The organism is Shewanella chilikensis (genome assembly GCF_002836945.1).
GTDB classification, from domain to species: Bacteria; Pseudomonadota; Gammaproteobacteria; order Enterobacterales; family Shewanellaceae; genus Shewanella; species Shewanella chilikensis.
In genome coordinates this window covers 1-15,280 of record NZ_NIJM01000075.1, presented here as the reverse complement: position 1 = coordinate 15,280, position 15,280 = coordinate 1, and the positions used below count along the sequence as shown (strand labels likewise).

General features: G+C 53.5%; 15 protein-coding genes. 5 read left to right on the top strand and 10 right to left on the bottom strand.

Features of this window, described 5'->3' with window-relative positions:
- Positions 1-768: 768 nt before the first annotated feature.
- Entirely contained in the window at positions 769-1,872 is a 1,104-nt protein-coding gene (locus CX651_RS18805; RefSeq protein ID WP_071239147.1) for a phosphoribosylaminoimidazolesuccinocarboxamide synthase, read from the top strand.
- A 196-nt stretch (positions 1,873-2,068) separates the two neighbouring features.
- Positions 2,069-2,527: a universal stress protein gene (locus CX651_RS18800; RefSeq protein WP_101057563.1), complete on the top strand. Its 459-nt coding sequence runs from the start codon at positions 2,069-2,071 to the stop codon at positions 2,525-2,527.
- A 10-nt stretch (positions 2,528-2,537) separates the two neighbouring features.
- Here the strand turns inward: CX651_RS18800 and CX651_RS18795 are convergent, their stop codons facing one another.
- From CX651_RS18795 to CX651_RS18755, 9 genes are all read right to left on the bottom strand, one after another.
- Complete coding sequence (locus CX651_RS18795) at positions 2,538-3,818, bottom strand: winged helix-turn-helix domain-containing protein (RefSeq protein ID WP_101057561.1); 1,281 nt, start codon at positions 3,816-3,818, stop codon at positions 2,538-2,540.
- A gap of 172 nt (positions 3,819-3,990) precedes the next feature.
- On the bottom strand, positions 3,991-4,830 hold the full coding sequence (locus tag CX651_RS18790; RefSeq protein WP_101057559.1) for an ABC transporter permease subunit: 840 nt from the start codon (positions 4,828-4,830) through the stop codon (positions 3,991-3,993).
- Positions 4,830-5,741 carry an ATP-binding cassette domain-containing protein gene (locus CX651_RS18785; protein ID WP_101057557.1) on the bottom strand — a complete coding sequence of 304 codons (912 nt, stop codon included), beginning with the start codon at positions 5,739-5,741 and terminating at the stop codon, positions 4,830-4,832. The genes CX651_RS18790 and CX651_RS18785 overlap by 1 nt, the downstream gene beginning before the upstream one ends.
- Entirely contained in the window at positions 5,728-7,032 is a 1,305-nt protein-coding gene (nosD, locus tag CX651_RS18780; RefSeq protein ID WP_101057555.1) for a nitrous oxide reductase family maturation protein NosD, read from the bottom strand. Before nosD ends, CX651_RS18785 begins: the two co-directional genes overlap by 14 nt.
- A gap of 5 nt (positions 7,033-7,037) precedes the next feature.
- Complete coding sequence (locus CX651_RS18775; RefSeq protein WP_101057553.1) at positions 7,038-7,538, bottom strand: nitrous oxide reductase accessory protein NosL; 501 nt, start codon at positions 7,536-7,538, stop codon at positions 7,038-7,040.
- A gap of 77 nt (positions 7,539-7,615) precedes the next feature.
- On the bottom strand, positions 7,616-8,269 hold the full coding sequence (locus CX651_RS18770) for a nitrite reductase (RefSeq protein ID WP_101057551.1): 654 nt from the start codon (positions 8,267-8,269) through the stop codon (positions 7,616-7,618).
- Between the two features lie 11 nt (positions 8,270-8,280).
- The gene (locus tag CX651_RS18765; protein ID WP_101057549.1) at positions 8,281-9,033 is read right to left on the bottom strand and encodes an FKBP-type peptidyl-prolyl cis-trans isomerase; all 753 of its coding nucleotides are present in this window, start codon (positions 9,031-9,033) and stop codon (positions 8,281-8,283) included.
- A gap of 38 nt (positions 9,034-9,071) precedes the next feature.
- Complete coding sequence (locus CX651_RS18760; protein ID WP_224868116.1) at positions 9,072-9,458, bottom strand: rhodanese-like domain-containing protein; 387 nt, start codon at positions 9,456-9,458, stop codon at positions 9,072-9,074.
- Positions 9,459-9,570: 112 nt separating this feature from the next.
- Complete coding sequence (locus CX651_RS18755) at positions 9,571-11,607, bottom strand: multiheme c-type cytochrome (RefSeq protein WP_101057545.1); 2,037 nt, start codon at positions 11,605-11,607, stop codon at positions 9,571-9,573.
- Between the two features lie 389 nt (positions 11,608-11,996).
- On the opposite strand from CX651_RS18755, the gene CX651_RS18750 reads away from it, so the two are divergent.
- The 3 genes from CX651_RS18750 to CX651_RS18740 are packed head-to-tail and all read left to right on the top strand — an operon-like array spanning position 11,997 to position 14,912.
- Positions 11,997-13,925 (top strand): heme lyase CcmF/NrfE family subunit, encoded by a 1,929-nt coding sequence (locus tag CX651_RS18750; RefSeq protein WP_101057543.1) that lies wholly within the window; start codon positions 11,997-11,999, stop codon positions 13,923-13,925.
- Positions 13,918-14,316 (top strand): cytochrome c-type biogenesis protein, encoded by a 399-nt coding sequence (locus tag CX651_RS18745; RefSeq protein WP_071475497.1) that lies wholly within the window; start codon positions 13,918-13,920, stop codon positions 14,314-14,316. Before CX651_RS18750 ends, CX651_RS18745 begins: the two co-directional genes overlap by 8 nt.
- 59 nt (positions 14,317-14,375) lie before the next feature.
- The gene (locus tag CX651_RS18740; RefSeq protein ID WP_229839806.1) at positions 14,376-14,912 is read left to right on the top strand and encodes a TlpA family protein disulfide reductase; all 537 of its coding nucleotides are present in this window, start codon (positions 14,376-14,378) and stop codon (positions 14,910-14,912) included.
- A gap of 123 nt (positions 14,913-15,035) precedes the next feature.
- Here the strand turns inward: CX651_RS18740 and CX651_RS18735 are convergent, their stop codons facing one another.
- Entirely contained in the window at positions 15,036-15,236 is a 201-nt protein-coding gene (locus tag CX651_RS18735; protein WP_101057539.1) for a hypothetical protein, read from the bottom strand.
- Positions 15,237-15,280 lie beyond the last annotated feature (44 nt).

Below are 15,280 nucleotides of genomic sequence, written 5' to 3'. Positions count from 1 at the left end.
TTCGGCTACGTCGGGGTGTCCTTGGGGATGCAAGGGGCTTTGGACAAGCAAAGCCCCTTGCCCGGTGTGGTTTGGCGAGAGTTGCGTAGCAACGTGCTTTCGAGCGAGAGCCAAGGATGGCGAACTGGCCCTTATGCATGGAGGCATTTACACCGCGACTTTAGGCCGCTGGCACAGCGGCTATCATAGCTTCCAGCTAAAAGTTACTAATTAGTATTGGCAGGGCCTCCGGCGACGGATGTTTCTCATTGCCTGCCGCAGGCTTATGCACAGGCGATCCTGTGACTCGCTGCGAGAACATCCCTGGCTCAGAAGGTCACAGTTCCACCTGTGCCTGGGAAATAGGCGTATGTCTGTAGGTATATAAACAATTTCAAGCAGCGCTATGATTGCAGAATTACACCGACTTTCCCCCTCGGTGTCGCCGAAAGCCGTTGGCGCAAATAACGTGACCGAAACATGAATGCCGAATCAGCGCCCAAGCTCCCTGGGTACAACCTCATTAGTCTCTATCGCGAACAGAGTTTTGCTCCAGTAAACAAAGCCTCCCCGTGGCAAAAGGTTGTGACTGAGGTAAAATAGCCCATCTTTTGTCGGCGGCATCTCATACTTGTATGACTCCACAGCGGATCTACCTCTTAAGCACAGCCTTTTTTGCTGCTTGCTGCTGCCCCGACGCCGGCTCGCATTCTCCCGGAAACAGGCAGATAACAATAACCCCGCCTGCCGGACTTAGCCTTAAACCCTACACCCAGAGGAATACTCGTCATGAGTCTTGCTGATTCCGTTCTAGCCATAAACAATGATCTGCCTATCCGCACCGACAAGCCGGTTCACAGCGGAAAAGTGCGCAGTGTCTACTGGTTGACCGAGGCCGACAGCGCCAGATTGATCCGCGAAAAGGGCTATGATGTGCCCGCCGATACTCCGCTGGCGATCATGGTGATCTCGGATCGTATCTCCGCCTTCGATTGCATCTTCCACGGCGAAGAGGGCCTCAAAGGGATCCCGGGCAAAGGGGCGGCACTCAACGCCATCTCCAACCACTGGTTCAGCCTGTTCAAGGAAAAGGGGCTGGCCGACAGCCATATTCTCGACATTCCCCATCCTTTTGTTTGGATAGTGCAAAAGGCTCGCCCGATAAAGGTGGAAGCCATTATTCGCCGCTATATTACCGGCTCCATGTGGCGCGCCTATCAAAAGGGTGAGCGGGTATTTTGCGGCATCACGCTGCCGGAAGGATTACAAAAGGATCAGCAGTTACCCGAGTTACTGATCACCCCATCGACCAAGGGGATACTCAAGGGGATCCCAGGGATACCGGAGCAGGATGATGTCAACATCAGCCGCGCAGATATCGAAGCTAACTTCGAGGCCTTCGGCTTTGAAAAGCCTGAAGATATCGATCTGTACGAAAAGCTGCTCAAACAGGGATTCGAAGTCATTTCCGAGGCGCTGGCACAGCAAGATCAGATCTTTGTCGATACCAAGTTCGAATTTGGCTATGTCACTGACAAACAAGGCCAATCCAAGCTTATCTATATGGATGAAGTGGGAACCCCAGACTCTTCACGTATTTGGGATGGCAGCGCCTACCGTGACGGCAAGATCCTCGAGAACTCCAAAGAAGGTTTCCGTCAGTTCCTGCTCAACCACTTCCCGGATCCGGATATCCTGTTGAACAAGGACAGAATGCCGGAACGTGAAGCCCTGGCCCGCGACAACGACCTGCCACTGGAGGCCATGATGAATGTCTCGCGTACCTACACAGGTATTGCCGAGAAAGTCACCGGAGCCAAGATTACTCTCTCGGATAATCCCAAGGCAGAAATTATCCGGGTACTCAAGGAACAATACGACCTGGTGAACTAAGGCATTCTGCCGCGGCTGCGACTCAGGCCTAATCCCATTAAGCATAAAGCCCCGACAGGGGCTTTATTTGTTCAATGATTGGAATTTTAGCCGAATCGGCTCCCGCGAATATCTCCCCTGAACGCCAAATTTGTACCTGGCCAAGACTGGCTTAAACTTAAAGAAGTGGCCAAGGCCGAGTAAAAGGAGATGCATCATGCGTACCCGACAAATCCTCTGTCCGGTCGACTTCTCTGAAGAATCCGAACACGCCCTGGAATATGCCATAGAGTTGGCGGCGCTCTATAAAGTAAAACTGAGGCTGCTGCATGTGATAAGCAAAGCCTATGGCGAAGACATTACCACTCTCCCCCATCACGAAGAGAACTTCGGCATAGTGGCCTTGACCCAGGCGCAGCTGCAACAACATATGCAGGCCTATGCTTCGGAAAAAATCCAAGCTCTGTTGCAACAGTTGCATCCAAAGCAGCAGCTCGAGGTGCTTATCCGCCGCGGCAGCGCTGCCGGCCAAGTCCTCGAAGAGGCCGAGAGCACCAATGTCGGCATGATAGTGATCGGCTGCCATCAACGCACTGCGCTGGCCCATTGGCTGCTGCCCAATGTCGCCGAGGAGATTATCAACAAGGCCAAGTGCCCTGTGATGGTAGTGAAGTAGTCTTATCGGCTCAGAGCTTCACTTCACTGTAGGTGGTCCAGGCCAGTAAATTACCCATCTGCGGCACTATCCAAACCGCTGTCTTGTGATCCTGATAGACCCGGAAGTAGTAGATCTCCTCATCACGGATATCGTCTTTACGGATCTCGCGGTAGAAGTGCATCGCTGAGTCACTGACATTGTCCGGCTTGATGAGCTCTTTCTGGTTCACTTTCACCTGGAACACATCCACCAAGGTGCCGGAGATCTCGGTACGGTACTGGTGAAAATGGCCCCGTAGTTGATACTTTATCGGTGTGGTGATGCAATCCTGATCGGTAACACAGGCCGATGAATAAAACTGCCCCGAGTCTTTACTGTCGTAAACCAGCGATAGGCTGAGATCGGTACGCACCAAGAGTTCACCGGCAACCGGGAAATAGATATCCGCATGGTAGTTGTGCTCCACCAACTCGGCATTGTCTACCGCTGGCGGCAGAATAATACGGTTGTAGCGGATCCGTCGCTCCATCTCCTTACTCAGGGGCACAAACTCCTTCATGCTGAGACCGGCAGGTTTGGGATCTATGGCGGTGATATTGATGATACCATCGCCGTCACAGCCGGTTTCATCAGCGCTGGGACAGATGGCAAAAGAATAATTACGGCCATCCGAGGCGGCATAAGCGCTGAAATGCTTCAATCCGGGGATAAGATTTCCCTCAGGCGCCAGATGCTTTTGCCACATGGAAGGATGCAGTTGCTTGGCCTCATCACTGTAAAACAACTGCGCCGAGGCCAGCGTGCCCCCTACATTCAAGGGCAACTGCTTGTCGGCCCGCCAATGGCTCACCTGCTTGACCATCTGATGATAATCGCTGTAATACCAGAAGAAGCCCACCAGCCCCAACAGCAATAAAATCCCCAGGAGTTTTATTTTCAGAGACACACTCACCAAGGCAGTGCGGATGGCTTCACCATCTGAGATAGCCAGCATATGCACATGGGACTGCTCGGAAATATTTAGCTGATAGCCACGGCGAGCAACCGTCTTGAGTTGAATTTCGGGATAGGGTTCCAGCTTCTTTCTAAGAATACTAATGCACTGAGTCAGTGAGGTCAGCGCCACCACCCGCTCCGGCCACCCTACGGAAAGCAATTCTTCTTTTCCGAATACGGTTCCCGGGGCCGACAACAGGTGAGACAATACCTGAGCCTCAGAAAACGACAGGACGATTTCTGAACCATCGCGTTGATCCAGCAAGTGTTTTGCCTTGGTATCCAACGCCAAATAGGGAGTCAGCTGTTGCATTGTCACTCCGAAAAGTCACTCCATAAAATTTGACAGCTCCCGTTAATGGAAGCTTTAGGATAGACTATGAGTTTAACCTGAGTGCAACAGATAGAATGTGACAGCTATATCAATTAACAATTTGTTTTTGTTAAACAAAAAATATCTAATACAGCAGACTCCAATAGCAAATTTACAGTGGCCGACGTTGAAAACTGTAGCGGCACAGCCAAGATAACAACAACAGCCAGCCAAAGAGTATTCCCAGCAACCAAGGCCAGGTCGGTCCCCCTATGACCAAGCCCAAAAAACTTTGATTGAGCAAGCGAAACACACTGGCCGGATTCAGCAGCATCAGCCATTGCAGGCTCTCCTGACCAAGGTTATCGGCCGCCACCACAGCCAATACCAGCAAAGCCAAATCATAGAGCAGCACCAACAGCAACCAAAGCAGCATCAGCAGCGCCAGCGCCTGAGCCTTCTGCTTAACCTGCATACTGATCCAATAGCCTAAAAGCATAAACACCAACCCCAGTAACCAAGCGCTGGCCAGTAAGAGGGCAAGGGCCGCGGGCAACTCTACGGTACGGTATTCCTGAGCCAGCAGCGGCAGCAGCCCCAGAGGCAAGCCAAACCCCAGCAGCAAAGCCAGCAACAGGGCGCCGCCCTGTCCCATCAGCTTGCCGGCCAGCCACTGACTACGGCTCAAAGGGTAAGTCAGCAGTAATAACAGGGTGCCTGCTTCGGCCTCCCCCACCACGGCATCGAAACTCAATAGCAGCGCCAGCAGTGGCACCAGAAAGACACTCAAGGTTAAAAGAGAGTTGAACAACTGCGGCAACGCCTGCCAACGAAATTCACCGCCTAAGGCCCCGGCACCGAAAATAACCGCAGCCGCCAACAGGGCAAACAAACAGCAAGCCGTTTGCAACCAGCGGCTCCGCAGACAATCTTTGAACTCTTTGGCGGCAACGATAAATAACGGGTTGGAGCGCTTGAACTTGAGCGCTTCATTTTCTCTGACCAATTGCATCAGGCGGCCTCCCCGAATCTTTTAGGCGCGACATTCCGACGATTTGAGTCAGACGGTGCCATAAAATGATGAAACAGTTCACCGAGCGAGGCCGGAGGCAACTGAAAGTCAAAGCAGCGGTATTGCTCCGTCAGTACGGCTATCGCCTCCGGCACGCTGGCCTTAGCCAGTTTCAACCGGCCAGCGGAAAAACTCGGCCCCAGCACAGGATCGCCACTGAGTTCCAGCCGAGATGGCAACAGGATCTCCTGTGGTAAGTCAGCCTCTTGCCTCAGGTTATCCAGGCTTCCCAGCGCCCGCATCCGGCCATTTGCCAGCATGAGCGCCAAGTCAAGATGCGGCTCAACCAAAGCCAGTTCATGGGTGCAAACCACTATGGTGCAGCCCCGCTGTTTCAGCGCCGCCAATTGGGCATACATAAGCGCCGAGGCCGAGGGGTCCAGACCCACTGTCGGTTCATCGAGCAACAGTAATCTGGGGCGGCTCAGTAGCGCCTGCGCCAACCCAAGTCGCTGTCTCTGGCCCTTGGAACACTGTCCCAACCTGCGTTTCACCAAACCATCCAGTTCAAACTCGACCAACAGCTCTTTGACTCTGTCTGCTCCTATGCCTTTGAGCCCGGCGAAATAATTCAGCAGTTCGCCCAAGGGCATATTGTCATAGAAACTGACGTTCTCCGGCAGATACCCCACCTGCATTGGGCTTTCACCGGCAGCCTTACCGAGAATCTTCAGCTCGCCACCGGCGGGTTTCAGTAGCCCCAGCAGCAGTTTGATCAGGGTCGATTTGCCGGCACCATTGTGACCCAGCAGCGCCAGCAACTTGCCCTGGGGCAGCTGCAAACTGATATTCTCCAGCACAGGCCTGTCGCCACGGACATAGGCCAATTGCCGACAATCAATGCTGGGCATAGCGCTTCTCCTCATCACTCAGTTGCGAATTGGTTGTTATTTCTTGCTTCGTCTGAATATCAATGGGCTGCAGCAAAGGAAAACTGTCACGAATGCCGATATCCTCGGCCAATGCCAACTGGCGCTGCAGCCAGCGCAGCAAGAGCACCACAGGGCTGTCCATCAACCATCTGGCCTCTGGGTAGATCCAAAACAGCCTGTCCAGGGCATCGTTGGGCAGATAGGGAGTATCACCTATGCCATCACCATCGAGATCCCAGCCCTGATAGCTGCTCCAATAGTTGCCCTGTCCCTGAAGACTCCACTCCTGCGATTTACTGCCGACATAACGTACCTGAGTCAGATTGTTTTCTATGTTGTTGCGCCACAGGCTATTACCTTCACCGCCCAGCGCGACACTAATGCCGGTATCGCTGTCACTGAAATAGTTATGACTGATACGGTTGTCGGCGGCGCCATAGATAAACAGCCCCTTGCCTTCACTGGCGATGGAGGGGTCGCCTTTGGGGTTGTGAATAGTCGTCACCCGGTTATGATGCACCTCACTCTGCTGGGTCACATTGAGCAAGATACCAAAATCGATTGCGGCGCTGACTTGATTATGTTCCAGGGTGATCCCCTTGGAACTCATCAACGCATAACCTCCCAGTAACCATTTGGCACTGTTATTCCAGGCGCTGTCATTGCGGGTATACATATAGTGAATACCATATTGCTGGCGGCTGAATTGATTGTGGCTGACCCGGCTGGCGTCGACGTTTTCCAGATAGATACCGTCGCGCACCGACGCTATCTGATTGTGGTGCAGTTCCGGGGCCTCAACATACTTGAGAAAGATGCCGTCACCTCTGTCCAGCATATAACGCTTGTCGTCTCCATTTATGCGGCAGTTTTCCACTACCGGGTGTTTAAGCTGCTCGCCATGAATGCCAAAACCAGGCCCCGACAGTTCAAGCTGCAGCAAGAGGACATCATCGGCGCCCGGCAACAGACGCACCCCGGAATCATGTTCATAGAGATCGCTGCCCCAGTTACGTATTTCAAGCCCCTGCAAGCGCACACCTGCAGCCTTGATGGTCACGGCGCTGCCTTTACCACCGGCATCAATTATGGTGCCGGGCTCGCCGACAATAGCGATCGCCTTATCGATTATCAGCGGCCCCTGATATTCAGCGGCAGAGAGAGTCAGTACCTCGCCTTCACTCAGTGCATCTACACGTGCCTGCAGCGAGTTTTGGCTGCCAAGGCAGCCAAACGAGAGCAACATCAGGGCCAGCAGGGTGCGTAACATCAACCTCAGTTGGCTCCTTCCAGCAGTTCCAGGGTGATCTCCTCATAGGCCAGTACCCTACCCCCCCAGGCCTCGGCAAAGGCCTGCGCCGCTTCCTTGGTTGAAAATGGTGCAACCGCCGGTCCCATCACTCCCTTCTTGCTGGTGCCATAGACATACCAAGCTGTGGTGGCATCGATAAAGGCGTTGTCATCCGGCTGTTCCCAGTCGGTAGTGCCCATGTCATGGACAAACATAGCCTTGATTCGGCGCTGGTTTTCCGGTTGCAACGCAAAGCTGAACATGTCACGGCTGGAGCAGAACTTGGGCACGGCATCACTGTCTTTGAGCATAAGTTGCCCCTTGGGCCCAGGGTATTTGGTGATCATCATGCCGCACATATGGCACTTGTCATGCTGTTCCAGATGCTGTGCGTGAATGTCCTGATTGTGGCTCTGCGCCGGAGAGCATCCGGACAGCCCCATTAACAGGATGGGAATAGCGATAGCCAAAAGTGTCTTTTTCATCTTTCTCTCCAATCAATAGATTCAACACCTCGCCGGGGCCTTGCAGGGACAACCCATTAAGCGAGGGTTGAAAAAAATCATTCGAGTCGGCTGCGGGCGTTGGCAATGGCATATTGCAACGCCTCACGATCCAACTGCTGATTATTACTGTCGAGCAGCAGCTGCCAATGGCCTATAGCCTCGGCATATCTTTGGTTAAGGAAGGCATCATTGGCCAGCAACAGCCGGGTGCCAGGATCGGCGTTATCCAGCGCCAGGGCCTGTTCGACCCATTCTTGAGATTCCGGTAGCCACTGGCGTTGATCTCGGTAATAGGCGGCTTCGGCCAACTGCCCCAGTAAGGCGGCGCTCTTGCCCTGAAGCTGCAACTGCTGCTTCAAGGTGGCCACTGCATCCAGATACATGCCACCGCGCACATAGGCCTGGGCCAGCTGTTGTATCAGGTCGCTGTCTTGTGGCGCATCGGCACTGGCGCGTCTGAGCCGGACAATCTCGGCGGCCAGCAGATAGTCTATGCTGTCGTCGGCCTCGGCCAACTGCCAATCCTGGTAACGGCCGGTATAGGAGTAAGTCCCAAGACTCAGGCCTATGATCAGCAGCGGCAGCAAGCTCCAGTGCCATAGAGCCGGTACGACCCTGTCTCCGCGGCAGGTTTGCCACTGATAAAGGGCAAACAGACTCATAAATGCCAGACTCAGCAGGGCCAGTCCCAACCAGAGCGGGTTAGCCATAACGCCTCCTGTCAACCGTGTCCAGGCATTGGGTGCTTACTGTCTTTACCCGGCTTTTCGACCTTGACCAACTCGACTTCAAACACCAGAGTGGCCTGCGGCGGGATCACCCCGGGTGCCTGCTCGCCATAGGCCAGCTTGGCAGGGATAACGAAGCGGAACTTGGAGCCTTCAGGCATTAGTCTCAGGCCCTCTTCCCAGCCAGGGATCACTGTCATCAGCGCAAAACGGCCTGCGGCCTTATTGGTACTGCTGTCCTCAAATACTGTGCCGTCGATAAGCTTGCCGACATAGTTGACTGTCACCACATCTTCAGGATTGGGCTTCTTGCCCTTGCCCATGCTCAGCACTTCGTACTGCAGGCCACTGTCGGTAACCTTAACGCCGGACTTTTTCTTGTTCTCGGCCAGGAAAGCTTCGCCGGCCTTGAGGTTGTCCTCAGCCAGTTTATCGAAACGGGCCTCTCTTTCTTCATTGAGGGCGATGGCTCTTTGGTTGAGCAGATCCAGTATCTGTTCATCTGTCAGTTGCTGCTTGTCTTTAAGAGCATCGGTAAAGCCGGTAATCAGCAGCTCCATATTGACTTCGGCGCCCAGCTCCAACTGTTGGTAAACCTGGCCCGAAATATAGTTGCCCACTGAGGCACCCAGAGCGTAGGAGGTCTTGTCTGTCTCTGTCTTCAAGTCGGCCGCCAGCGCGGGCAAGCTCAGACAAAGAGAGAGGGAAATCGTAGTAGCAAGTTTTTGTAATTTCATGGTTTTCATCCTGCAATTTCTAAATTCAATGCCCAAATAATTTATTCTCAAGGACGCTCTATCGGTCGTCCCGAGATACGCCAGCCATAGATACCATCCGGCATCTGCCTGACATCGGTATAACCCAGTTTCATCACCTCTCTGGCGGCCACATTACTGGCAGTACAGAGGCGGTTGGCACAGTAAAACACCATGGTGGTGTCCTTGTTTTCCGGCAACAAAGTTTTCCAGTTATTGACGTTGAAGTAGATGGCGCCGGGAATGAAACCATCACCCCATATCTCCAGGGTGTTGACGTCATAGAAGATCACCCCTGGCTGGCTGAGCAGCATCTCGGCCTCACGCATGGAGATCTGGTTGAGTACCTCTTCGTGGTAGGGAGCCGGAACCAGATCTCCGCCACCGCCGGCCAGCACAGTCGGTGCCGCAACCATAAATGCCAGTGGCAGCAGGGACTGTTTCAGCGCCTGTTTCAATGAGAGTCGAACTCGCATCTTTATCCTCCATTAAGGGCTCCGGACAAGCGCCCGGAGCCACTATTACCCGTTACAGCGAAGCTGTCTTGGTGCCCTTGCCATCGGCAATGGCTTCAGCCTGAGTCACGTAAGTAACTGCTGCATCCATACGTTTGCGGGCGTAGCGAGGAGCGTGAACGCCCCAGGAACCGTCTTTACGTACGAATTCAACAATGTCGCGAGCCTTGTCGGTCAGCAGCAGAACTTGTGTCTTGTCTTCGATAGACAGCTTGTTCTTGGCAACTTTGCGATCGATTCGCTTGAGCGCATCTTCCACTTTAGCCAGGCTGTCTTTGACAGGAGTCTGCCACTTCATGACCTTGCCATAGATCTCTTTCTGATCCTTGAAGTGCAGGCCCTTGCTCAGCTCGGACTGGAACTGGCTGTGGCAACCCTTACGCTCAACCACATCGTGGTCAGAGATAGAGGTACGGGCACAGGTCCACATCAGGTCGAGATAGCCATGACCATTCTCATCCTGAGCCACGGTCCAACCTTTGGTGGTAGACTTACGAGGTTGACCTTCAGGTGGATTCAACGTCTTGCGATCCGGGCTGACATCAATCTTCCACAGGTGAGACTTACGCACTGCGTCGAAGCCGGCCATATCCGGGTATTGAATCGCGGTGAAGTTTTCACAGCTACCCATGTTCGGCATGTGACAGCTGGTACAGCTGTTCTTGGCGTGAGTGCCGGTGTTGGCAGCCATTTCGGCCTGAACCTGGTGACAGTCAACACAGTCTTTCTTGATTGCTGGCTTGGTGTAACCGGATTTCCAGTCGTTACCTGTTACTTCGTGTGGATCGTGACAGGTAGAACAACGCATGCCCTTGTCATAGTGAGAAGACATGAACATCTGTGAACCTTCGGTACCACAAGATGGGCAAGAAGACTTCATCTTGACGTTGAAGGCATATTCCAGCTTTTCTTTGCCTTTTTCAGTCTCGGCCAGCTCGTCGATATAGTTGAAACGCTGGTGACAACGTTCACAGTTGGAAGGCATGCCGCCGCCGTTACCACCGTCCAGGTGACCACCGGCGCCGTGACACTCTTCACAAGCAATACCGCGGCTGATGGTGTGTTCCTGCAGCTTCTTGGGATCGCCAAGAGCATCCAGGTATTCCTGCTTGTTCTTGAAGTCAAACTTGAAGCTGTGGCAAACCTCGCAGTAAGAACTGGCAGGCTGGAACAGGAACTCTTTCTTGTACTTGGCACCGTAGGAGGTCATGCCCCACTGGTGAGAACCACTGGCGCCGAAGTCTTCCATCTTGGTGGGGAAGTCAGGGATAACCTTTTGGATCTTCTTGGCCATTTCCGGAGTCAACCATTCGGCCCAACCACGGGAAAACTGGTTACCACCGGCAACCATGGTACCTGTACCGTCTTTCAGCAGACCGCCTTCAATATGGTAGGAACCACGCACCAGGAAGCTATCGATATAGCCATACTTGGTTCTCGGCGTACCCACAGTGGCGTAGATAGCATCCGGAGTGATACCGTCCGGTAATATGGAAGCATCAGAACCATAAAGCTTTTTCTTTAAGTCATTATCCACTTCCGGATGTTCACCGGGGAAACGTATGGTCTTGGCGTGACGGGAGCGCTGCCACTTCTCATACTGCACCGCGTGACACTCACCGCACTTCTCAGGGCCAACAAACTTATTGGGGAAGTCGAGAATAGACTTGGCCGCCAAACGATATTGCACCGCAGAGGGACGCCCCACCCGCTTGCTGTACTTCTGGCCATTACCTTGGTCCATGTATTCTTCACCGCGGTCACTGACCTTATACATACCAATGAGGCGGCCTTCTTCCTGATACTTGAACACAGGGTGATTCTGGAACAGGTAATCGAACAGTTCTTTTTCCTGAACGATATAATCCTGCAGTGTCTTGACGCCGTTTACCTTTTCCATGCCGTTGGGATTAGCGATCACTTTTTGTGCCGACTCTCCCATCTGCTTATTGCCGTGACCTGGTTTATCTGCCGCGAGCGCACCAGCCCCGCTGACGGCAGTTAAACAAAACAACATACTGAGTGTTGTCCTTTGTTGCCATCGTCTCATCATATACTCCTGAATTTGTCGTCGGTTATTTCACAAACGAACTTGTTATTGCCGGCTTGACCGGTCACGACTCATTCTTCATATGTGCAAGGACAAAAATCTGCGCCAGAGCACAGCCCGCCCCAGCTTGAGAACTCAAGAAAGCAACACCTTATATTTTCCTTTTAAAACAGTAGCTTTAATATTTAACAGTAAAATTATTCAGTTCTTTTTTTGAGCGTTTTATTTCTCAAAAAACCTCAAAACCCCTGCTGAAAATTGAAAAATGCCGCGCCGGCAAATACAGGCAAATAAAGGCGTGACAGATCACAGAGCCAAAGGAGTAATAACCCTAGTCTCAGTGCCATAGATCCATTTCCGGGAAATCCCGGCATAACAAGAGAGCGGCCATGTTTTCCATCACCATGTTGCCCGAACTGGGACACTTCCTGCTGATCCTGAGCGGCAGTTGTGCCTTGTTTGGCACCTTGCTTGCGCTGCTCAAGTATCGCGATCCTCGGCTAGAATGGCCGCTGCAACCGCTGCTGCTGGGGCAAGCGTTAGGGCTGACCGGCGCCGTACTCATGCTGGCACTGGCGTTTATCCTCAACGACTTCTCTGTGGCTTATGTGGCCAACAACTCCAACTCGGCCCTGCCGCTGTTTTATAAAGTGGCCGCGGTTTGGGGTAGCCATGAAGGGTCTTTGCTGTTTTGGATGACAGTAATGGCATTATGGGCCTGGCTGGGACTACAGAGGCGCTCGCAAGATCACAACTATCTGTTGATGCTGCACGGCAGTTGTTCGGCGATTCTCAGCGGCTTTATCTTCTTTATGTTGCTGTATGCCAACCCCTTTGCTCGCCTGCTACCGGAAGTGCCGATAGAGGGACGCGATCTCAGCCCCATGCTGCAGGACATAGGCCTTATCCTGCACCCGCCGCTGCTGTTTCTTGGCTATGCAGGCCTTGGGATCTGTTTTTGTATCGCGCTGGCATTGCTTGTCAGCCAAAAGTTCAGCGCCGCCCGCCTTGACAGGCTCAAGCGCCATCTGCTGTTAACCTGGGTGTTTCTCACTGCAGGTAACGCCCTGGGCTCCTGGTGGGCCTATAACGAATTGGGCTGGGGCGGTTGGTGGTTCTGGGATCCGGTGGAAAATGCTGCCTTTATTCCCTGGCTGGTGACCACAGGCGCGCTGCACTGCCTGCAGATCAAAAACCACAATCCCTTGGCCCAGCTCTCAGCCCTGGCGCTAGTGCTGCTGGGCTTCAGCCTGTGTCTGCTGGGCACCTTTATTGTGCGCTCCGGCATTATTCAGTCTGTACATGCCTTTGCTGCCGATCCCGAGCGTGGGATGATCATTCTGTTGTTGTTGCTGCTCTACGGTGGCGCCGGTTTCAGCCTGTTTGGCCTCAGATGTCGCCATCACTGGCAGCCGGGCAAGCTGACACCACTTGGCCGGGACGGTCAGCTGTTGCTAGGTAGCCTGATCTTGCTGACCATGGCGCTGACTACCCTGCTGGGCACCCTTTACCCGCTTTTCTATCAGGCACTTGGCCTGGGAAGCCTGTCGGTAGGGGCGCCCTACTTCAACACCCTGTTCGTGCCCATGTTGGCACTGCTGCTCTTACCCATGGCAATAAGCACCCTGCCCCATATGGCGCCGGGGCGCCTAGCTCTGTTGGCCCTGATCACTATAGCTGCGACCGCACTGGCACTATTTTTCAAAGGCAGGCTCACCCCCTGGATGCTGGCGGGCGGTGCCATGAGCCTGTTTCTGCTCTGCACTCTGCTGCTTTATCTGTTGCCACTGGGTGACACTGCCGGCAAACGCCGCAATATTCCCATGCTGCTGGCTCACACCGGCCTTCTTGTCAGCATCATAGGCGCAACCGGAGTCAGCTGTTTTGAGCAGCACTCGCTGCTGCGTATGGGGCCGGGCCAAGGCAGTATTCTGGGTGACTACACCTTTATCTATGAGCAAACCCGCTTGCTGGACAAGCCGGCCTATCGCGGAGAGCAGGCGGTAATTCGGGTTGAGCACAATGAGCAACTGCTTACTTACCTCTATCCGGAGCGGCAGGAATTCAACTCCAACGGCATGTCGCTGTCCCAGGCGGCCATCTACCGTGGGGCCTTTGGCGATCTCTATGTCTCCATGGGCACCCAACTGAGCGATGAAGAATTTTTGGTGCGCCTCAGCATCAAGCCACTGGTGAGTTGGATCTGGCTCGGCGGTGCCTTGATGGCCATTGGTGGCCTACTGGCCCTAGGTAGCCGACGTCAACGCCTGCCGAAAACCGATTTATTAACCGCCTCAGGGAGACTTCAACATGATTAAGCTAATGCTGCTTGGATTATGGCTCAGCTTTGCTTGCGCCGAAGCCCAGGCGACCGACATGGATATCGCCCGCCTCAGCATAGATATTTCCAAGGAGTTGCGCTGCCCCATGGCCACCAACCAAAACCTGTTTGAGTCGGAAACCGCCATTGCCAGTGAGCTCAAGGCACAGATCTACTTGATGCTGCAGCAGGGCAAGAGCCGGGAGCAGATACTCGACTTTATGGTGGAACGCTATGGCGAGCAGATCCGTTATCAACCCTCGCTGAACGCAGGCACAGCACTGCTATGGCTGGGACCTGTCATCTTGTTACTGGTATTGCCCGGCATGCTGCTATTTTTCGGCCGCAGCAACAATCCATCCCCACACGATCAGGAGAATCCATCTTGAGATCTTACTTGCTTCTATGTCTCGCCCTGTTGCTGCCGCTATCGGCCCAAGGAGGCATAATGCAGCACAAGGCTTATCACACAGGGGAACCTGTACCAAACAAGCCTATGATTATGCGTGAATTTGTTGAAATGCAGCACGCCAGAAAGGTAGCAAAGGTGACCTTTGCCGATCTACAGGGTAATCCCAAAACCTTGGCTGAATATCAAGGACGTTTGGTGCTGCTGAATCTCTGGGCCAGCTGGTGCCCGCCCTGCCTGCGTGAGATGCCGGCACTGGCCAAGCTGCGCAGTAAACTGCAGGGCAGCAGTATTCAGATAGTGCCGCTGTCGATAGATGAAGATCCGGCTGCGGTAACCCCTTTTCTGGCCAAGCATGAGCTCAAGCTGAATGACAGCTGGATAGACAGCAAGAAAGAGATAGAGAAGATCATGCCGGCCAATGTGGTTCCGGCGACTTATATTTTTGATCCCAATGGTAACTTAGTCGGTTTTATCCGCGGCTATCTGGACTGGGATGACCCGGATATCGCCGACTATCTGTTGCGCTTTGCCGCCAAGTATCAAACGCTGGCCCAAAGTAAAGCGCTGCAGTAAATAGTGCAACCGTCCCGGAGCATCTCCCCAAGTCACTCCGGGCCACCTTAGGCAAATCTCTCCGCCATACTTTTTGCCCGCTTTCCCGTCACGCACGCCTCTTTTGTCGGGAAAGCCTTTTTCTCAGAAATGATCGAAACTCACTTCCACCGGAACCCCCTCAATCGCCAAAGGCAGATGCTGATGCAAAGCAAGCGTAACCTTGAGTGCCGGTTTGTCCCCATCAAAAGGACCGGACAGCTGCTTGGGCACCTTGCCCACTAACTGGGTCGGCTCTTTGATTTCGGCGCGGATTAGTAACGCTGGAAGTACTCGCGAATTCAACTCCGAAGTGCACCACTCGCTAAATTAGGCTGCCTTGCGTAATT